The sequence below is a fragment of the Streptomyces iconiensis genome (genome assembly GCF_028657195.3).
Classification (GTDB): Bacteria; Actinomycetota; Actinomycetes; order Streptomycetales; family Streptomycetaceae; genus Streptomyces; species Streptomyces iconiensis.
Genome location: NZ_JANCPR020000026.1, coordinates 14,361 through 32,993, shown reverse-complemented (window position 1 = coordinate 32,993; position 18,633 = coordinate 14,361). Strand labels below are relative to the sequence as shown.

At 69.5% G+C, this 18,633-nt stretch carries 19 protein-coding genes; 11 read left to right on the top strand and 8 right to left on the bottom strand.

Annotated elements, in window-relative coordinates:
- Positions 1-67: 67 nt before the first annotated feature.
- Positions 68-1,639 carry a hypothetical protein gene (locus NMN56_RS24545; protein WP_274043324.1) on the bottom strand — a complete coding sequence of 524 codons (1,572 nt, stop codon included), beginning with the start codon at positions 1,637-1,639 and terminating at the stop codon, positions 68-70.
- A gap of 364 nt (positions 1,640-2,003) precedes the next feature.
- Here NMN56_RS24545 and NMN56_RS24540 point away from each other — a divergent pair, with 364 nt between their 5' ends.
- From NMN56_RS24540 to NMN56_RS24515, 6 genes are all read left to right on the top strand, one after another.
- Positions 2,004-2,330, top strand: a complete 327-nt coding sequence (locus NMN56_RS24540; protein ID WP_274043325.1) for a PadR family transcriptional regulator — start codon at positions 2,004-2,006, stop codon at positions 2,328-2,330.
- Positions 2,327-2,683, top strand: a complete 357-nt coding sequence (locus NMN56_RS24535) for a DUF1048 domain-containing protein (RefSeq protein ID WP_274043326.1) — start codon at positions 2,327-2,329, stop codon at positions 2,681-2,683. Before NMN56_RS24540 ends, NMN56_RS24535 begins: the two co-directional genes overlap by 4 nt.
- A 1-nt stretch (position 2,684) precedes the next feature.
- Positions 2,685-3,011, top strand: a complete 327-nt coding sequence (locus tag NMN56_RS24530; protein ID WP_274043327.1) for a DUF1048 domain-containing protein — start codon at positions 2,685-2,687, stop codon at positions 3,009-3,011.
- Positions 3,012-3,407: 396 nt separating this feature from the next.
- Positions 3,408-4,394 (top strand): ATP-binding cassette domain-containing protein, encoded by a 987-nt coding sequence (locus NMN56_RS24525; RefSeq protein WP_274043328.1) that lies wholly within the window; start codon positions 3,408-3,410, stop codon positions 4,392-4,394.
- Positions 4,391-5,182 (top strand): ABC transporter permease, encoded by a 792-nt coding sequence (locus NMN56_RS24520; RefSeq protein WP_274043329.1) that lies wholly within the window; start codon positions 4,391-4,393, stop codon positions 5,180-5,182. Before NMN56_RS24525 ends, NMN56_RS24520 begins: the two co-directional genes overlap by 4 nt.
- A gap of 419 nt (positions 5,183-5,601) precedes the next feature.
- Complete coding sequence (locus NMN56_RS24515; RefSeq protein WP_274043330.1) at positions 5,602-6,564, top strand: phosphotransferase family protein; 963 nt, start codon at positions 5,602-5,604, stop codon at positions 6,562-6,564.
- A 296-nt stretch (positions 6,565-6,860) separates the two neighbouring features.
- Here the strand turns inward: NMN56_RS24515 and NMN56_RS24510 are convergent, their stop codons facing one another.
- From NMN56_RS24510 to NMN56_RS24495, 4 genes are all read right to left on the bottom strand, one after another.
- The gene (locus tag NMN56_RS24510) at positions 6,861-7,865 is read right to left on the bottom strand and encodes a HEAT repeat domain-containing protein (protein ID WP_274043331.1); all 1,005 of its coding nucleotides are present in this window, start codon (positions 7,863-7,865) and stop codon (positions 6,861-6,863) included.
- A 3-nt stretch (positions 7,866-7,868) separates the two neighbouring features.
- Entirely contained in the window at positions 7,869-8,540 is a 672-nt protein-coding gene (locus NMN56_RS24505; protein ID WP_274043332.1) for a HEAT repeat domain-containing protein, read from the bottom strand.
- Between the two features lie 263 nt (positions 8,541-8,803).
- Complete coding sequence (locus tag NMN56_RS24500) at positions 8,804-9,691, bottom strand: alpha/beta fold hydrolase (protein ID WP_274043334.1); 888 nt, start codon at positions 9,689-9,691, stop codon at positions 8,804-8,806.
- 198 nt (positions 9,692-9,889) lie between these two features.
- A complete protein-coding gene (locus tag NMN56_RS24495) occupies positions 9,890-11,383 on the bottom strand; it encodes an FAD-dependent monooxygenase (protein WP_274043335.1) in 1,494 nt (497 codons plus the stop codon).
- Positions 11,384-11,447: 64 nt separating this feature from the next.
- Here NMN56_RS24495 and NMN56_RS24490 point away from each other — a divergent pair, with 64 nt between their 5' ends.
- Entirely contained in the window at positions 11,448-12,074 is a 627-nt protein-coding gene (locus NMN56_RS24490; protein WP_274043337.1) for a TetR/AcrR family transcriptional regulator C-terminal domain-containing protein, read from the top strand.
- A gap of 258 nt (positions 12,075-12,332) precedes the next feature.
- Here NMN56_RS24490 and NMN56_RS24485 read toward each other — a convergent pair whose 3' ends face one another.
- Positions 12,333-13,154, bottom strand: a complete 822-nt coding sequence (locus NMN56_RS24485; protein ID WP_274043338.1) for an SAM-dependent methyltransferase — start codon at positions 13,152-13,154, stop codon at positions 12,333-12,335.
- Between the two features lie 341 nt (positions 13,155-13,495).
- Between NMN56_RS24485 and NMN56_RS24480 the strand changes: the two genes are divergently transcribed.
- Positions 13,496-14,293 carry a thymidylate synthase gene (locus tag NMN56_RS24480; protein ID WP_274043339.1) on the top strand — a complete coding sequence of 266 codons (798 nt, stop codon included), beginning with the start codon at positions 13,496-13,498 and terminating at the stop codon, positions 14,291-14,293.
- A complete protein-coding gene (locus NMN56_RS24475; protein WP_274043340.1) occupies positions 14,290-14,793 on the top strand; it encodes a dihydrofolate reductase in 504 nt (167 codons plus the stop codon). The genes NMN56_RS24480 and NMN56_RS24475 overlap by 4 nt, the downstream gene beginning before the upstream one ends.
- A 136-nt stretch (positions 14,794-14,929) precedes the next feature.
- Here the strand turns inward: NMN56_RS24475 and NMN56_RS24470 are convergent, their stop codons facing one another.
- Both NMN56_RS24470 and NMN56_RS24465 read right to left on the bottom strand, forming a co-directional pair.
- Positions 14,930-15,349, bottom strand: a complete 420-nt coding sequence (locus NMN56_RS24470) for a hypothetical protein (RefSeq protein WP_274043341.1) — start codon at positions 15,347-15,349, stop codon at positions 14,930-14,932.
- 211 nt (positions 15,350-15,560) lie between these two features.
- A complete protein-coding gene (locus tag NMN56_RS24465) occupies positions 15,561-16,076 on the bottom strand; it encodes a MarR family winged helix-turn-helix transcriptional regulator (protein WP_274043343.1) in 516 nt (171 codons plus the stop codon).
- Between the two features lie 139 nt (positions 16,077-16,215).
- Between NMN56_RS24465 and NMN56_RS24460 the strand changes: the two genes are divergently transcribed.
- On the top strand, positions 16,216-16,866 hold the full coding sequence (locus NMN56_RS24460) for an FMN-dependent NADH-azoreductase (RefSeq protein ID WP_274043344.1): 651 nt from the start codon (positions 16,216-16,218) through the stop codon (positions 16,864-16,866).
- 393 nt (positions 16,867-17,259) lie between these two features.
- Positions 17,260-18,633, top strand: a complete 1,374-nt coding sequence (locus NMN56_RS24455) for a PucR family transcriptional regulator (protein ID WP_274043345.1) — start codon at positions 17,260-17,262, stop codon at positions 18,631-18,633.

The following is an 18,633-nucleotide window of genomic DNA, read 5'->3' as shown; positions in this document are numbered from 1 at the left end:
GCGTGAGCACAGTTCAGCTTGAATCCGCTGCCCGGTGGTGGAGTTGGCCGGCGGCACGCTGCTCGCGTCAGCGGCGGTACAGCTTCCGTCGCACCAGCACGCCGGCGCCGGCGAGGACCACGCAGCCGCCGAGCACCCAGGCGACCACGACGCCCGTCCCCGGGCCGGAGTCGGGCTCTGCGGGCACAGGCCCGAACAGGTCGACGGTACGTGTGTTGTTCGCGGTATCCGGATCGGCGTGGTCCGCCTCCGTGTCGCCGATCCTGAGCGCGGCCTTCGCCTTTCCGCTCCCCGCGCCCTCGCCCTTGCTCCCACGCACCTCGAAGTCGAGTGCGGACGAGTCGCCGGGCGAAGCTGTGTCCAGCGGGCAGGTGTATGTGAGCCCCTTGTGCCGGCAGATCGGCTCGAACGCGTCCTCGTCGATCTCCTCCATCGGCTCCTTGCGTACTTCGGTCCCCTCCGGCAGCGTGAGGACGAGCGAGGTGCCCTTGTTGCCGCCACGTGGATCGCCTGGGCCGTTGTTGCGCACTCCCACCCGCAGGCGGCGGCCGTCGTCACCCGCAGCGGAGATCTTCGAAAAGAGCGCGTAGTCCGGGTGGTTGGCGATGCGCGCCTTCGTCCAGACGTCCTTCTCCTCGCTGTACTCCTCGCGCCCGCCGCGCGCCTTGCCCACCTGCGGGTCGAGCGCGGCGTCGGTTCCCCTGCGCGCTGTGCCGGACGGGGAGGGCTCCGCCGTGGAGCGGGAGGAACCGTCGAGTCCCCCGTTGTCGGCGCCCCTGCCCAGGAGCGTGGCGGTGGCACGGTAGGAGCCGTACATACCGCTGCGTGAGGCGCCGAGAACGAGCCAGTCCGCCACGTGTGCCTCCTCGCCTGGTTCGAGACGCACCCCGGAGAAGCGGCAGGTCACGGTCGTCGCGTCGCCGCGGGACAGGTAGTCGCACGACCGGGAACGACGGACCGGGCGCAACGCCTCGCTGACCGTCGCGGTGACGGCGAAGCCGTCAGCGGGCAGCTCACCGGTGTTGCGTACGCCGAGCGCGACAGCGTGTTCCTTGCCCGAGCCCATACGGATGGTGCCCTGCTTGCGCAGGGCCAGGAGGGGGCCGCCGACCTCGATGCGGGTCGTCGCCCGGCTCACCTCCCCCTCTGCGTTACGGAAGCTGACGTGCAGTTCGCCCTTGTCCCCGGGTTTGCTCGCGGGCGCAGCGCGCGGCCTGGCACCGGCCCAGTCGGTCCAACTGTCGTACGCCTCACCGACACGGCACACGACCTTCCGGTCCGTCCCGGAACAACCTTTGCCGTACTGCTTGAGCCGCAGGACGTCGGAGGAGCCGGTGACGTCCATGGTGAGCGTGGACCCGTTCCCCTTACCGCGCGGCACACCCCGGTCGTAGCTGATGAGGAGGTGCTTCTGGCGGTCGGGCCGCGGCTTCCCGCCGTAGGGGGCGACACGGAACGACGCGGGTGCCGTGAGCCCTGGCGCGTCGGAGTCTTCGTCGGCAAGGGCGGTACTCGGCGGGAGGGTGCCCAGGCCGAGCAGCGCGAGGACGCCGACGAGCAGGCCCCGCAGGAGCGGGGAGGACCTCCGGCGGAGCGCAAGGGGGCGAGGACGTGGAACAAGAGTTTCTGCGGAGGCCATCGCTCCAGTTGAACAGCCCACGTGCACACCGCAGGCACCGTCGTATGACGGAACAACAACGGTTACGCGCCCGGCCAGGAACCGCCTGCCACGCCGGCACTGCCCCAGGCCCTGCTCCGCCGCCGGAGGCGGGGCACCCACTGCCGGCGAAGACGAACGGGTGGGATGCGGCTCACCCTTGGCGGCGAACTCCCCTTCAAACACCGGAGGATCGAGGGCCATGTCGCATGGGCCACTCCCTTCGTTTCGCGGGGCGCAGGGGTCCGGTCCACGTTCGCCGATCGCTGACACCTCCACTACTCGGTGGTACCGTATAGTGGTACTCGGTGCTACGCAGTACCAGTAGGGGTGAGGAGGACTCGCATTGGACGACCTGACGGAGATGCTGAAGGGCACGCTCGAAGGGTGCGTGCTCGAAATCATCGGCGGTGAGGAAACCTACGGGTACGCCATCACCCGTGAATTGAACGAGCTCGGCTTCACCGACGTCATCGAGGGGACGGTGTACACCATCTTGCTGCGGCTGGAGAGGAACGGACTCGTCCAGGTGACGAAACGGCCGTCCGGGGTCGGTCCGCCGCGCAAGTTCTACGCGCTCAACGACGCCGGGCGCGAGGAACTCGCGAAGTTCTGGACGAAATGGCAGTACGTCTCATCACGCATCAACAGGCTCAAGGAGGGCGGGAGATGAACTTCTGGGAGACCATCACTGGCAGCGATCTCACCAGGGAATGGAAGGCATTCGAAGCCCGGGCCGGTGCCCTGCCGGACGATTACCGGGCGGCATGGGAACAGATAAAGGGCCACATCCTTCCCCATGGGAGCTTCACCGGCCGCAATCTGTTGCCGATCCTCGACGCGGCCCTGGGGCTGCTCGAAGAAACGGCGGCGGACGGGCAGGGCGTCCACGAGGTGCTCGGCGACGACATCCAGGGCTTTTGCACGGCACTGGCCGGCGGAGAAGGGGCCCGGACCTATCGCGACCGCTGGCGCGAGCAGTTGAACAGGAACGTCGCAAGGAAATTGAGCCGGCTGGGAGGCTGACGTGAGCATCCAGGACATCATCGAGGGCAAAAAGCAGTGGCGGGCGCACCTGGCTCGGGTCAAGGCACTCCCGCCGGACTACCAGATCGTCTACAAGGAGATGCAGAAGTACCTGTTCAAGGTCGGACCGATCGACCTGCTTGACGGGCCCCTGCTCCCCGGAATCGTCGACTTCTTCGAGGAGGGCGTCGCCGGGGGCAAGGGGGTCTTGGAACTCATCGGCAAGGACGTCGCCGCGTTCTGCGACGACCTGATCAAGGACTCACGCACCTTTGCGGATGTCTACCAGGAGTCCATCAGCGGGGAATCCGGCACAGCCGAGAAGTAACACCTCTCGCCTCATACCAGCGGGCGCGGCCCGCACGGTTCACCGCCCGGGCCCGGCGCGAACGGGCACGAACAGGCGCGGGCCGGCCAGCCGCCGGAGACCGCCGCAGATCCTGCCCACCGAGATGGCCGAGCCGGCCGCCGCCGAGACCTGACTCTGCCCTGCCAACACCGGCAACGCCCCTGCAGCGCCTCTGCAACGCCCCCGTCGGACAGGTCTCCGGCAGCGGGCCACTCAAGACCGTTCCCCCGGGGACGACGCGACTGACGTGCAGTCACAAACGGTCAAGCCGAGTCCCGAAGCGGCCTCCGCTCCCCTGTCTCTTCGCCTCTTCGTCTCTTCAGCCTCTTCAGCCTCTTCAGCCTCCGAAAGGACAGCACTATGCCTCTATCTGTCATGCCCACATCCAGGAAGGGTGACGGTGATCTGTCACCGGTCGCCATCTCAGCTGCCGGTCTGCGCAAGTCGTTCGGCGACAAGCTCGTGCTCGACGGCATCGATCTGCGCGTCCCTGCCGGGTCCGTGTTCGCGCTGCTCGGCCCGAACGGCGCCGGTAAGACCACCGCCGTGAAGATCCTCTCCACCCTCATCACCGCCGACAGCGGTGAACTGCGGGTCGGTGGCCACGACGTGGCCGTCGACCCGCAGGCGGTACGGGCCGCCATCGGTGTCACCGGGCAGTTCTCGGCCGTCGACGGTCTGATCACCGGCGAGGAGAACATGCTGCTCATGGCCGACCTGCACCACCTCTCCAAACGGGAGGGGCGCCGGGTCGCGGCCCAACTCCTGGAACGCTTCGACCTGGTGGACGCCGCCAGGAAGCCCGCCCAGAGCTACTCCGGCGGCATGAAACGCCGCCTCGACCTGGCCATGACGCTGGTCGGCAACCCGCGGATCATCTTCCTCGACGAACCCACCACCGGACTCGACCCCCGCTCCCGCCACAACATGTGGGGCATCATCCGCGAACTCGTCTCCGACGGCGTCACCGTCTTCCTCACCACCCAATACCTCGAAGAAGCCGACGAACTCGCCGACCGCATCGCGGTGTTGAGCGACGGGAAGATCGCCGCCCAGGGCACCGCCGACGAGCTCAAGCGACTCATCCCCGGCGGACATGTGCGGCTGCGGTTCTCCGACCCGGCCGCATACCGGACCGCCGCCGACGTACTGCGCGAGGTCACCCGGGACGACGAAGCACTGTCGCTCTCCATCCCCAGCGACGGCAGCCAGCGCGAACTGCGCGCCATTCTCGACTGGCTCGACTCGACCGGCATCGAAGCCGACGAGCTGACCGTGCACACACCCGACCTCGACGACGTCTTCTTCGCCCTGACCGGCCCGGCCAACCTCCCCAAGCAGCCCGAGGAGAACGTCCGATGAGCGCACTCTCTCTCGCAGTCCGCGACTCGAACACGATGCTGCGCCGCAACCTCCTGCACGCTTGGCGCTACCCGTCCGGGACCCTGAATCTGCTGCTCACGCCGATCATGATGCTGCTGCTCTTCGTCTACATCTTCGGCGATGTAATGAGCGCGGGCATCGGCGGCGGGAGCGCCGACCGTTCCGATTACATCGCCTACATCGTCCCCGGCCTGCTGCTGATGACCGTTGGCAGCACTGTGATCGGGGCCGCGGTGTCTGTCTGCGTGGACATGACGGAGGGTCTCACCGCCCGCTTCCGCACAATGGCGATCTACCGGGGCTCTCTGCTCGTCGGACATGTCATCGGCGGCGTGCTGCAGTGCGTGATGAGCGTGGTCCTCGTCGGCGCCATCGCGGTGGCCATCGGCTTCCGCTCCACCGACGCCACAGCGCTGGAGTGGATCGCGGCGTTCGGACTGATCACGCTGTTCGCCCTCGCACTCACCTGGATCGCCGTCGGCATGGGCGCGGCCAGCCCGAACCCCGAGGCGGCCGGCAACATGGCCATGCCGCTGATCCTCCTGCCGCTCATCTCCAGCGCCTTCATCCCCGCCGAGACCATGCCCGGCTGGTTCCAGCCCATCGCCGAGTACCAGCCCTTCACCCCGGCCATCGAGACCCTGCGCGGACTGCTGCTCGGAACCGAGATCGGCAACAACGGCTGGATCGCCCTCGCCTGGTGCCTCGCCCTGACCGCGCTCGGCTACCGCTGGTCGACAGCGCAGTTCAACCGCGACCCGAAGTAACCGGGACGACCGCACCGGCCGCCTCCCCCACCTCGTCCCTCCTCGCGCCACCCCATCGGCGTGCAGCTCAGCACCCGTATGCCCGGCCGGAGGCAAGGCCGACCGCGACAGCCCTTGGTGGAGCGGGCTGACTCTGGCCCGCTCCACCGCACCGCACCGACCCCGCGTCGATGCGCAGTGGTGGGCGTTCGGCCTGAGAACGCAGGCGTGTGGTTCGTTCCTCTCCAGCAGGGCATTAGCCGGCGCAGTCCGGGCTCTCTCCGGCACAGGTCTCGGGAGTCGCCGGAGGGTCACTGCGGCGTTCGATTGTGAAGGGTGGGTCGGTCCGGTGTGTGACCCCGAGAGGAGCAGAGCGGTGTTGTCGTCGCCCCGATGAAAAACTTTTGCGCATGCCGCTGTCCGGCTGATGGAGTGGCACGGTGATCGACCACGATGAGGCACCGGCTGTCCGCCCACTGACACTGGCTTGGGTAGGCGGGCACCTGGAAGTGGGCGAACGGGTCGTCAGGACCGAGGTGCTGCACGGCGGCATCACTGCCGAAATGTGGAAGGTGACCGTCGGCACGCGGGACGGAGGCACTCGTGACCTGGTGCTGCGGAGCTTCGTCGACCCGTTCTACGTGGAGCACGCCGAGGACTGGCTCAACAGGGAGGCCGGCACCCTGGCCCTGCTCGCGGGGACCGGCGTACCCGCTCCTGGTCCGGTCGCGGTTGATCCGACCGCCGCGCATTGCGAGTATCCGTCGCTCCTGATGACGCACCTGGCGGGCCGGACGGTCCTCGGCGACGAGGGAGTGGAGAGGCGCGTTCCTCTGCTGGCCCGCCAACTCGTGGCGATCCACGCGTTGCGGCCCGCTGAGCGGCCCCGGGAGTACGAGACGTTGACGACCGCCGATACCGTCGTGGTTCCCCAGGGCGCCGACGCGGCGGTATGGTCCGCGGCCATCGAGGTGATCCGCAAGCCCGCGCCGCCCTATGAAGGGCGCTTCCTGCACCGGGACTTCCAGCCCGGCAACGTGCTGTTCGACGCCCCGCCTTCGAGGCCGGCAGCTGCCCGGATCACCGGCGTCGTCGACTGGGCACAGCCCTCATGGGGCCCCGCGGATCTCGATGTGGCGCACTGCTCCACCGTTCTCGCGCTGCTGCACGGTCCAGCGTGGGGCCTGCGGTTCTCCGAGGCGTATGAGGAAGCCGGTGGTGTGCTGGCCGCGACAGCCAGCGAGCGGCTGTACTGGCAGGTCAGGGACGCGCTGGCGAGCTCGGAAGAAGTGCGGTTGGTGGCGCGGCCATGGCGGAAGGCGGGGAGGAGAGAGCTGACGACGCGAGCCGTGGAGGAGCGGCTGGACGCGTATGTCACCGCCCTGATGGACACGTTGGGCTGAGCCAGAGCGGTCCGGGACACCGCACCCGAGCCTCATCGCGCCAAGAGTTGGTACACACGCGCAGAAGGGCATCGGCTCGCGATCCGGACGGCGCGGGGCAGCCCCGCGCGCACTGCGGGAAGAGATGGCCGGGCGCCATCTGGGCACGGTTGTCGTGGACTTGGAGAGCTGAGGGACCGGCGGCCGAGGGACCGCCGGAGGGCTGAGTGACCAGCGGTTCGTCGAGGAGACCGGTCGCGGTGCGGACTCCGGTGTCACGCGCAGGCCGTGGCTGAGGGCGTACCGGGAGGGACCCGTCACCGTGCGTCGCGCAGGTGGAGAAGGTACGTGGCGGTCAGGGCGACAGCGCGGTCCTCGTCATGTGACAGCTCCCCGAGGGCGCGTGCCGCCGCCGGTCCCGGGATGCCCGCCAGCGCCTGGGTCAGCCGGCCGCGTGCGGGCGGTTCGGTGGTGTCCTGGGCGAGGCGGTCGACGAGTTCGGCCGTGAGCTGGTCCGCCGTCGTGTTGTCGCTCGCCAGCACGCTCAGTGCGTCGGCCGCGTCGGTGTCGTTCCTGCCCTCCACGATCATGTCGAGGAGCGTCGGGACCGCATCGGTGACTCCCCGTGTCCCGAGCGCCAGAGCCGCGTGCCCGCGGACCACGGCGTCGGAGTGCGCGAGAGCGTGCCGCAGTTGCGTGGTGGCGTCACCGGCGGGCAGCTCGGCGAGGGCCTGAACGGCGCGTTCCCGTACCGCGGGCACGGGAGAGCCGAGGGCCTCGGCCAGTAGTGCGTGGGCGCCGTCGCCGGATCGCGCCAGCGCCCATCGGAGGGCTCCGGCGACGTTCGGCACCGTCTCGCTCAGTGCCGCCTCGACCAGGGCCTCCACCGGCACCGGGGCCTCGTCGGCGAAGGAGAGGGCCGCGCGCTGGCGCGCGGCGGGGCTCTTGGATCCCAGCGCCTGGAGGAGCGCGACAACCTGGAGGACGTCCTCCCATCCTGTGGGGTCCGCGGCATCGATCCGGTGCAGTCGCGTGAGCAGCTCGGTCTCGGCTGCGACGCGGTCGCGCGTCTGACGGATGAGGTCGGTGACGAGCGCCGAGGGCATGAAGCCGGGGTCGTCGAGCGCGCGCCCGATCTCCCGCAGCGACAGGCCCAGCGACCGCAGGCTCTCGATATGGAAGATCCGCCGGATGTCCTCGCCGGAGTACTCCCGATAGCCGGAGTCCGTACGGCCCGAGGGGCGCACCAGCCCGAGCGACTCGTAGTGCCTGAGCATGCGGGCACTGACCCCGGACCTTCGCGCCACCTCACCGATCAGCACGTCCTACCTTCCCTCCTGGCCCGACCCGCCGAGGGCCGTGACGCGCTTGGCCTCCTCGATCGCGAACTCGAATCCGGCGTCCGGGTCGCGCAACAGCCGTTGTGTGGCGAGCGCGTGCGTGCGCTTGCCCGGGTCAGGGGCCGTCGTCGCAGCATGCAGGGCCGGCGCGATCGTGTCACCCAGTGCGATCAGCGCCCGGCTGAGGCTCAATTGCGTCTCACGCTCACCGCGCCCGAGCTGCGTCGCCAGCGCCGCGGCCAAGTCCGCTTCCTCGCCCTCCGGTACGAGCACGACCGCCGCCCGCCAGGCACTCCGCGCCACCTCGTCGTCGGCGTCGGACAGCAGCGCCCGTGTGATCACCGGCCACGCCCGCCGGTCCCCGATCTTGGACAGCGTGTGCAGCGCCTGGCTCCGTGCCTGTGTACGTTCCGAGCGGACTTCGCGGACAAGCTCGGGGAGCGTCATGGACACCGGGTGGCGGGTGAGCGCCCAGGTCAGCATGTCGCGGACGAAGAACTCGGGCTCGATCGCGCATCGTTCGACGAGCTTGTCGACGAAGCGCGGGTCGGGCGTCGTGCCGACCGCCAGCGCGGCCCGCAGCCGCACGGACGAACTGTCGTCCTCCAGCCCCTGAAGCGCTCGTACCGTCTCCGCTTCCTGCCTGATGGTCGTCATCGAGACCACCTCCTCGGCAAGCAGTGAAGACCATGCCACTGTGTCAAGGTCAAACAGAAATCGCTGCGGGAGTGCCCGTGACCCGTTGTGTGCGGACCTCGCGACCGAACCGTTCCATGACGGTCGGCAAGGCGGATTCGCCAACGGTGCCGGGGCCGTCGGGGTGGACCCGCCCACGGGGCAACCTCCTCGGCGGCCGGCTTCGCCCGAAGCGGCGGGGACCGGAAACGGAGCGTCAGCCACCTCGCCGGTCCCCGTCCCTCTCAGACCCAGCGCTTCACGAACTCGATCGCCGCTGAGTCGACCTCATCGGGGTTCGAGGCACTCAGGAAGTGCTGCCCACCCTCGATGATCTCCAGGCGTGCCTCGGGAGAGCCGGTGAACATCCGTATCTCCTCCTGGGCGTTCGGCACGGAGTACACCTGGTCCGCGGTGCCGTGCAGCCACAGGACGGGGCAACTGATCTCGTCCAGCCTGCCGTGGAGCCCGTCGCGGTCCCGCAGGTTCACCGTGCTCAGGCGCAGACGACGGCGTCCGGCGTCACCGGAGTAGTTCGCGCGGTAGGCGGTGAGCCAGAACTCGCGTTCCTCGCCTGCGACTCCGCCCAGGGCCGTTTCGAACACGCCGTCCACCAGCTCGTCCGGCACGACCCAGTCCTCGCCGACCGGGTCGGCGAGGTCGTCGATGAGCGGGGTGTTGAACCCGATACCGTCCCAGCACCCCAGATCGCGGCTGCGCCGGCTTTCGGAGTCCATCGACGTGCCGAGCGTGATCAGACCCTTCACGGTGTCCGGAGCGAGCAGCGCCATGCGGACCGCCACCCAGCCGCCCTGCGAGGTTCCCAGCACGAAGGTCTCATCGATCCCGAGGGCCGCGAGAGCCTGCAGGTTCGCGACCGCACTGTCCCAGTAGGTGAAGTGCCGGTACGAGGCCCTCGTGCGGCCGTGCCCGTAGGGCTCCAGAGCGAGCAGGTTGACAGCGGAACCCAGCGCCGGGTCGGCGAACTGCGGCCGGTACAGCTCGGCCGAGGTGGTGTACGAGTTGATCAGGACCAGCGTCGGGAGCGCGGGATCGTACGGCCTGGCGAAGGTGTACCCGACGGTCGACCCACCGAGGTGGGGAACCTCGACAGTCTGCTCGATCTTGCTCACGGATCACTCCTCTGTCGGTACGCGTCTGTGTGTACGCGGAAGTCTCTGGGACTGTCTGTACGCGGAAGTCTGGGGACGGGCGTCGGAGCGCGTGGGGCCGGAGCCCGGAGACGCTCGACAGCCGCCGGGTTCGCCTCTCGCTCTCGCCCGAACGTGGCCCAGCCTCGGCACATTCCCGGCCGATGGGTGTCCGCCGGGTCACTCGCGGTGGGTGGTGGCGAGGGCGGCGGTGAGGTCGTTGACGAGGGCGGCGTCGTGGCTGTCCGCACCGGCCCAGGCGACATGGCCGTCGGGGCGGATGAGCGCTGCACGTATGCCGGCCCACTCGGCCGGGGGCGCGTGCACGGTGCCGGTGTGCACGCGGAGGCCGGGCCGGGTGAGGTGGTGGAGGGGCTGGTCCGGGTTGCCGGTGAGGTCGAGCAGCAGGTAGCTGTCGGCGCGCAGCAGCGCGAACAGGTTGGTGTCGTCGAGGGCGTTGGTGTCGTCGAGGGCGAGGTCACCGGCGCGGGTGCCGGTCAGCTGGTGGGCGTCGGGCGCGGGCGGCGGGTAGGCGACGGCGAGGGAGCTGACCTGCGCGGCGAGTTGGTCGTTGAGGTCGGGCAGTGCACCGATCAGCCTGCTGAACAGGTCGCGCAGGCTGCGCCCTTCCGGGCTGAAGGCGGTCATGAGGGCGACCTGGGCGCGGCTGGTCTCGGTGAGGTTGACGCCGACCGGGTGGCGTTCGGCGTGGTACGTGTCCAGCAGGGTTCCGGGAGCCCAGCCGTTGAGGGTGGCGGCGAGCTTCCAGGCGAGGTTGCCGGCGTCCTGGATGCCGACGTTCATGCCGACTCCCCCGGCGGGGAAGTGCTGGTGTGCGGCGTCGCCCGCGAGGAAGACGCGGCCGTGCCGGTACTGGGCCGCCAGCCGGGTGGCGTTGCCGAAGCGGGAGAGCCAGACGGGGTCGCGCATGCCGAAGTCGGTGCCGGCCAGGGCGACGACGTTCTCGCGCAGTTCGTCCAGGGTCAGTTCGCCGGGCCAGTCGGTGGTGATGTCGCGGGGGACGGTGCCGACGAGGCGGTGAAGGCCGCCTGGCATGGGAACGGCCATCAGTATGCCGTCCGGCCCGAACCGGCTGTGACCGGGCGCCGGGGGCTCATCGAGGACGAGGTCGCCGAGCCAGCCGAGCACGGTGGAGTCGGTGCCGGGGTAGTCGATGCCGGCCGCTTCGCGCACCGTACTGCGTACGCCGTCGCAGCCCACCACGTAGGACACCTCCACCGTGCGGGGGCCGTCGGGTGCCTGGATGTGCACGCGGACACCGTCGGGTTCCTCGCTCAGACCTGTGACCTCATGGCCGCGCAGAATGGTCGCCCCCAGTTCGAGTGCCTGCTGCTCCAGCAGTGCCTCGGTGCGCTCCTGCGGCAGGGCGAGCGTGTGCGGGAACGGGCTGGGCAGGCGGCGGAAGTCCAGCCGGGTGTCCAGCCCGCCGAAGTGCCCGCCGGGCAGCGATACGCCCTCGCTGGTGAAGGGCTGGTGCACGCCGCGGGAGGCGAACGTCTCGATGGTGCGGGGGTGCACGGTCAGGGCGCGGGAGCGCGTGTCGCGTTCGGTGCGCGTTTCGACGACCACGACGGTGATGCCGCAGCGGCGCAGTTCGGCGGCCAGCCACAGGCCCACGGGCCCGCCTCCGGCGACGGCGACCTGGTAAGTCATGGTCTTTCTCCTTCACTCAGGTCTTGGTCAGTGACCAGGAACGTTCCCGAAGTAAACTAGGTCAGTGACCAGGAAGCAAGCCAGGGAAGACGCCGCAGGCCAGCTCACACGTACGGCCGTGATCGACGCCGCACTGCAGGTGCTGGAGGACCGAGGGCTGGAGGGCCTGTCGACCCGGGCGGTGGCCGACCGCCTGGGGGTGCGCATGAACACCGTCCTGTGGCACGTGAAGACCAAGGCCCGGATGCTGGAGCTCATGGCCGACGCCATCGTGGGCGGAATCGACTACGCGAAGCTGCCCTCAGCGCCACGGCAACGGGCGCGTGAACTGGCCGGCCGCTACCGGCGAGCGCTGCTCGCGCACCGCGACGGCGCCGCTCTGGCGGCCGGGACCTACCCGGCCGAGCCGCACACCCTGCGTTTCGCCGACTGCCTCGTCGATGCCCTGCTGGAGGCGGGAGCGGACGAGGAACACGCGGCCTGGACGGCGTGGACCGTCATCTACTTCCTGCTGGGCCTCGTTCAGGAGGAACAGGCCGCGCCCGACCGGCTCGACGACCGGCTGACCCGGGCCGTGGACGCCGACACGCACCCAGCGCTGCACCGGGTCGCCGCACACATGCACCAGGGCGCCTTCGAGGACCGCTTCACCTACGGCCTGGAGGCGATCCTTGCCCGCCTGCCCGAGTAAGACCGACCCGACCGGGCATGCCGGGCCCCCCACGGGGGCGCCGGTCCGCGGGGCGCGGTCCGTACGAGAACGGTCCGTACGGGAGCGGCCCGTACGGGTGCGCCGCTGCCTGCGAGGCGCGACACACCAACGGATCACCGCGACGTGACCTGCCCCGGCGGCTCCGCCGGGCTGACCGCGCCCCCGGGCCGGGAGGCCGCAGGCCAGGAAGTCGCAGGCCGGGGCATACGGTGGCGGGGCCGGTCGGTATCGCGCCGCCTACGGCTTGCGGCCCACCACTCCGAACTCGGCGACCTCGTTCTCGCTCTCGTCCGCCGACTGCTCGGGCCGCCATCGCGAGCAGGGCACTATGCCCGGTTCCACCAATTCCAGGCCCTCGAAGAAGTCCGCGATCTGGGAGCTGTCGCGGCCGGTGATCGGGGGCGTGGCGTTCTCGTTCCAGAACCGCATCATCTCGGCACCGCCCTCGCCGCCGACCTCGAAAGTGGGGTGGGTGAGGACGAGATAGCTGCCGGAGGGCACGGCGGCCATGACCTGTTCCACGATCGACTTCGCCTTGTCCGTTTCCAGGACGAAGTTGAGGATGCCGAGCATCATCACGGCAACGGGGCGGTCGAAGTCCAGCGTCCGCGCTGCGCCTCGCAGGATCGTCTCCGGGTCGTGCGCGTCGGCGTCGATGTAGTCCGTCGCGCCCTCGGGGGAGCTGGTGAGCAGCGCACGAGCGTGTACGAGAACGGTGGGATCGTTGTCGACGTACACGATCCGCGACTCGGGCGCGATGCGCTGGGCGACCTCATGGGTGTTGTCGACGGTGGGCAGGCCCGTACCGATGTCGAGGAACTGCCGTATCCCCACCCTGCCCGTCAGATAGGTGACGGCCCGGCTGAGGAACGCCCGGTCGGCGCGGGCCACTTCGGCGATGGTGGGGAACATACCGAGTACGTGATCGCCGACCTGCTGGTCAACGGGATAGTAATTCTTGCCGCCCAGCCAGTAGTTCCAGACTCTGGCGTTGTGCGCCACCGCCGTCGCAGCCGCCTGCCCGCTGGCGCCGCTCGACGGGCTGATGTACTCACTCACTCCGAGGCCCCTCCCTCTTCGCCGTCCCGCGCGTCCCGCTCGTCGCGCTGGTCCCGCTTGTCACGCCGCTCCGCTCGTGCCGGGAGCCTATGCCCAGCCCGCCATGCGATGAAGCCGTGACCGACGGCCCGGCGGCCCGTTCCTCGGCCGCGCACTCCGGGTACCGGCGGCGGCCTCCCTCACCCGCCCCGCCGCGCGAACGTCCCCGCGCAGCACGCGCGTACCGGCTGCGGCCCGGCCCCCTCGGTCGCAGCCGCCGACGAGTGGCTGTGACGCGGCACGGCTGCTCCAGCTGCGGGAACGTCGAGTCCGCGTTCAGGTGGCCCGTAGACTCGACGGCTGTGGCGGACACCCAGTACGAAGACCTGTTGAGGCTGGCACTCACCTCCGGGACGGCCAAAGCCGACCGGACGGGGACCGGCACCCGGAGTGTCTTCGGGCACCAACTGCGTTATGACCTCTCGCGGGGGTTCCCGCTGGTCACCACCAAGAAGGTGCACCTCAGATCCATCGTGTACGAGCTGCTGTGGTTCCTGCGTGGCGACTCGAACGTCGGCTGGTTGCGGGAGCACGGCGTCACCATCTGGGACGAATGGGCCGACGCGAACGGCGAACTCGGTCCCGTCTACGGTGCGCAGTGGCGCTCCTGGCCCACCCCTGACGGCCGGCACATCGACCAGATCAGCGAGGTCCTCGACACCCTGCGCCGGGACCCGGACTCCCGCCGGATGATCGTCTCCGCCTGGAACGTCGCCGAGCTGGACAAGATGGCGCTCGCGCCGTGTCACGCCTTCTTCCAGTTCTACGTCGCGGACGGCAGGCTCTCCTGTCAGCTGTACCAGCGCAGCGCGGACCTTTTCCTCGGCGTCCCGTTCAACATCGCGAGCTATGCCCTGCTCACGCATATGGTGGCGCAGCAGACCGGCCTTGTGCCGGGTGACTTCATCTGGACCGGCGGCGACTGCCACATCTACGACAACCACGTCGAGCAGGTCACCAAGCAGCTCTCGCGCACCCCGTTCGAGTTCCCCGAGCTGCGTCTGCGCCGGGCCGACTCGCTTTTCGCCTACACCTACGCCGATGTGGAGGTGCTCGACTACGAGCACCATCCGGCCATCAAGGCCCCGGTCGCGGTATGAACGTCGGGCTGATCTGGGCACAGACCCTCGATGGCGTGATCGGCGCCGACAACGGGATTCCGTGGCGACTTCCCGAGGACATGGCGCATTTCAAGGCGACGACCCGCGGTCGTCCTGTGGTGATGGGGCGCAGAACATGGGATTCGCTGCCTCCGCGATTCCGCCCGCTGCCGGGCAGGCGCAACATCGTGGTGACTCGTAATCCGCGGTGGGTGGCCGAAGGCGCGGAACGTGCCGGGTCCGTCGCCGCGGCGCTGCGACTCGCGGCCGAGCCGTCGGAGCCGACTTCTCCTGCCGCGGCATGGGTGATCGGCGGCGGCGAAATCTACCGCGCCGCGATGGAATACGCCACGACGCTCTCGGTGACAGAAGTCGACTCGACAGTGGACGGCGACACCTACGCCCCCACACCGGACCCCACGTGGAAAGTCGCCGAGGACACAGACTGGCAGTTCTCGACGTCCGGGCTGCGTTACCGCATCCGCACCTACACCCGGTGACCGTTGCCCCGCACCCACCTCTGAGTCGCCGGAGCGGCACGTTGTTCGGGCAGTACGACGCGGTTTGAGCTGTGCCGAAGCATTCCCGTGCACAGCCAACTCGACGACCAGCATCTGCCCTACCGGTCTCAACTGGTCAATTGCGCGAGGTCCAACCGCCGATGCGCCCGACAATTCGCCAGGCCGCCCTCTCGCTCTGCCGGCTCCTGTGCCGTTTCCGTTCCCAGGACAGCGCGCCGCTGCCGTACGCACGGGTCGACAGGCGGTTCACCTCTTCCTCGACCTCGCGAAGGTGCCTGCCGAGGCGCTGCATGCCCTGATTGCAGTCACGCAGCCAGAGCAGGCCGAGAATGATGCTGAGGACCGCGAGATAGAGATTGGGTTCATCAGGGGAGAGCCCTCCTGTCGCCATGAGAGCAGCGATCACACCCGAGAATCCGAGCACCTGCATCCTCGCGGCTATGCGCTGTGAGACTTCCGCCCGAAGCGACTCGTACTCACGCATGAGCAGCGCGATGATCTCCGCCTCGTTTCCCTGACCGCCCTGCTGCGACACCGACTCCCCCAGGATCGCTCCACACGTCTCATCCCGGGATCCCCTCCACCCGCCGCCAACGAACCCCGCACGCACCGCCGCACGCACCTGACGGCGCAACAACTGGCGCCGCCCTTCGGCGACTTCGGTGACCAGCGCGCATGCCGGGGGCGGGCCGGTGACTCGCCGGAGCGCTCCCCAAGCCGTATCAAGGACCGCGCGTGGTCCCGTCTCACTCGGGTGGGGCGTGCGCGCTTTCGGCGAAGGTCTCGTCGAGGAACTGGACCGTCTCGGGTGAGGCCACCAGCAGGATCTTGCGCAGCGCGTGGCGCAGCTGGCCCAGTTCCTCTTCGCTGAGGGCGTCGACGACCATGCGCCTGACCTCGCGCACATGGTGCGGAGCGGCTTCGGTGATCTTCTCGTAACCGGTGTCGGTGAGGACGGCCTCGACCGAGCGGGAGCCGTCCCCGCAGTTGCGCCGCTCGACCCAGCCGGCTTTCTCAAGGCGGCTGACCGCGTGTGACAGGCGCGACTGGGAGCCGTTGGCCATCTGCGCCAACGTGGCCATCTTCATCGCCCGGTGCGGGGCGCCGGACAGGCCGGCCAGGATCGAGTACTCGAAGAAGTTCAAGCCCGCGTCACGGCGCAGCTGTGTGTCGATCACCGCGGGCAGCTGCGTGATGGCGCCTGTCAGTTGCATCCAGGCGTAGAGCTGCGTCGGCGTCAGCCATGGTTCGTCCTCACTCACGACTGCAGCCTAGTGGATTGAATGTTCAACGCCAACGTGGCATGGTCTGTCTTGCGAGTTGAATGTTCAACCCGCAGATCGCGCCGGGCCGGGAGGTCTGTGCGCGCTCACGACACGATGTTCTCCAGGGAGTTCCCCCATGACCCTCTTGCGTATCGACGCGAGCATCCTCGGCCCGATCTCGGCGAGCAAAGAGCTGGCCGATCTGGTCCTGGCCGAGTGGACCGCCCAGCGCCCCGACGAGGAAGTCGTGACCCGCCACCTGGGTACCGACCCGCTGCCCGCGGACGCGTGGGCGATCACCGTGGACGCCGCGCACAACACACCCGAGGACCGGCGCAGCGACGCACAGAAGGCGGCCGGCGCACTGGCCAAGGAGGTCTATGACGAGCTGGTCTCGGCAGATGCCGTCGTCCTCGCGTTCCCCCTCTACAACTGGGGCGTGTCCGCCCACGTGAAGAACTGGATCGACCTGGTCGTCGCCGGCGCCGTCGTCGCCGGAGGCACCTCGGGCGACCGCGTCCTCGAAGGCAAACCCGTCGTCCTGCTGACCACCCGGGGCGGCAACTACTCCAAGGGCACGCCGAAGGAGGGCTGGGACCACAGCACGCCGTATCTGCGTCGCGTGCTCGCCGACGCCTGGGGTGCCGAACTCACCGTCGTCGAGCGCGAATTCACGCTCGTCGGCATCAAGCCCGAGCTCGACCGGTTCGCCGCACTCGGCGCCCAGCTGAAGGACGCCGCCCACGAGGCCGCCAGCAGCGCCGGCAAAGCCCTCGCCGCCGGCTGACGTTCCACGGCCGGCTCGACCGAACCCGCCTGACGAACCTGCCTGACGAACCTGACGAGTCCGCGTGACGAGTCCGCCGACGACAACGCCCGCGCCCGCCCGCACCCCGGCGAGCGCGGGCGTCGGGGTGCAGGGCTGGGGCCTGGCCTCCGCTCTTGACGCACCGTTCTTGACGCACCGGTTGCAGGTCCTCGGGAGGCAAGCCCTCCTGAGTGGGCCCTCCTGCCGTGGGCCCTCTCGACGCAAGCCCTGCCACGAGTGCCCAGGAGACGCTGCGCGCCTGCCTGTTGGCCGCCCGCCCATGGTCACGGTCGCCGGGGAGGCCGTACTCGTACAGGGAGCCCTGGCCTGGTTGATCCCCGTCGCGATGCAGTGAACCCGAGGGAGCACGGTATGACCGAGACCGGTAGGCAAGCGGAGCGGCAGCGGGCCTGGGTCGCGCGGCTGTGCCCGGAGGGTGAGGTCGGCCTCGACCGGGCGGCAGGCCCGCGCGCGCTCGTCGAGGAAGCCGTCGCGCGCATCGGTGCGGGCCCCGTGCGCTGGGCGATCGAGCTGAATTCCGTGGTCGTGCGGCGGATCGTCGACGAGGTGCCGGCCCTCGGCGGTGGCACGGCCGCGGTCGAGATGCTCCGCCAAGGCAACGAAGCGACCACCCTGCGGGCGCTGTTCACTCTGCTGGAAGGCCCAGCCACCGCCCCGCCCACCGGTGAGGCCACCTTGGAGGGCATCCGCGAGTTCGTTCGCCGGGGCGTACCGCTCGAACAGGTGCTGCAGGGCGTCCGGATCGGGCACGCGGCGACGACCGAGGCGTTCCTGCGGGCCTGTGCCGAACTGGTCGACCCGAAGGCGGCGGTCGCGGAGGTCACGGCGATCTCCCGCGAACTGTTCTCGTACGTCGACGACCTCTCCGACACCATGATCCGCACCTATCTCGCCGAGTACGACGTGTGGAGCACCAGCGCAGCCGCTGCACGGGCCGACATCGTGCGTTCCTTGCTGAGTGATGCCGCGCCGGGGGACGTGGGCGAGGCGTCGCGTGCTCTCGGCTACGACCTGCGGCGCACCCACGAGGCGGTGGTGGTGTGGTCGGACTCGCCGAACGGCGGGTCCACGCTGCAGGCGGCGGCGATCGAGGTGCTCCGGGCTCGGGGCGCGACCACGACACTGGTCGTACCCGTGGCCTCGGGACGGTTGTGGGCGTGGGGCACCGTACCTGCGAACGCCACGCGCGGGGCCGGTCCGTGGGAGACCGTCGCGGAGACCTCGTGGGAAACCGTCACGGAGCGGCTGTCCCAGCAGCGGATACAGGCGGCCCTCGGGACACCGGGTGACGGCGTGGCGGGTTTCCGCCGCTCTCACCGCGAGGCTGAGAGCGGGGAGAGCATCGAGCAACTGCGGCGCGAGGCCGGGCGGGTTCCGAGGCACGCGACCGCGTACGCCGATGTCGCACCCGTCGCGCTCATGGCCAACGACCTCGAAGCAGCCGGTGACTTCGTGCGGCGTGAACTCGGCGGGCTCTCCGCCCGCAGCGCACCGATGGAAGCGCTGCGCACCACGCTGTACCACTACATCGGCGCCGAGCGCAGCCTCGTGGACGTCGCCCGGCGCCTGCACGTGGCCAGAGGAACCGTGACCTACCGCGTGAAGCGGGCCCAGGAGGTGCTGGGCCACGACCTCGACGAACGCCGCTTCGCCCTCCACACCGCCCTGGCACTCGCCGAGGAACTGGGAGACGCGGTCCTCCTGCCTCGCGACGCCGACCAGTAA

Bases quoted from the DNA above. Each gene is read 5' to 3' on its own strand.
- NMN56_RS24545 (WP_274043324.1), bottom strand. From the start codon at position 1,639: ATGGCCTCCGCAGAAACTCTTGTTCCACGTCCTCGCCCCCTTGCGCTC.
- NMN56_RS24535 (WP_274043326.1), top strand. From the start codon at position 2,327: ATGAACTTCTGGGAGACCATCACTGGCAGCGATCTCACCAGGGAATGG.
- NMN56_RS24525 (WP_274043328.1), top strand. From the start codon at position 3,408: ATGCCCACATCCAGGAAGGGTGACGGTGATCTGTCACCGGTCGCCATC.
- NMN56_RS24520 (WP_274043329.1), top strand. From the start codon at position 4,391: ATGAGCGCACTCTCTCTCGCAGTCCGCGACTCGAACACGATGCTGCGC.
- NMN56_RS24505 (WP_274043332.1), bottom strand. From the start codon at position 8,540: ATGACGACCATCAGGCAGGAAGCGGAGACGGTACGAGCGCTTCAGGGG.
- NMN56_RS24495 (WP_274043335.1), bottom strand. From the start codon at position 11,383: ATGACTTACCAGGTCGCCGTCGCCGGAGGCGGGCCCGTGGGCCTGTGG.
- NMN56_RS24475 (WP_274043340.1), top strand. From the start codon at position 14,290: ATGAACGTCGGGCTGATCTGGGCACAGACCCTCGATGGCGTGATCGGC.
- NMN56_RS24460 (WP_274043344.1), top strand. From the start codon at position 16,216: ATGACCCTCTTGCGTATCGACGCGAGCATCCTCGGCCCGATCTCGGCG.
- NMN56_RS24455 (WP_274043345.1), top strand. From the start codon at position 17,260: ATGACCGAGACCGGTAGGCAAGCGGAGCGGCAGCGGGCCTGGGTCGCG.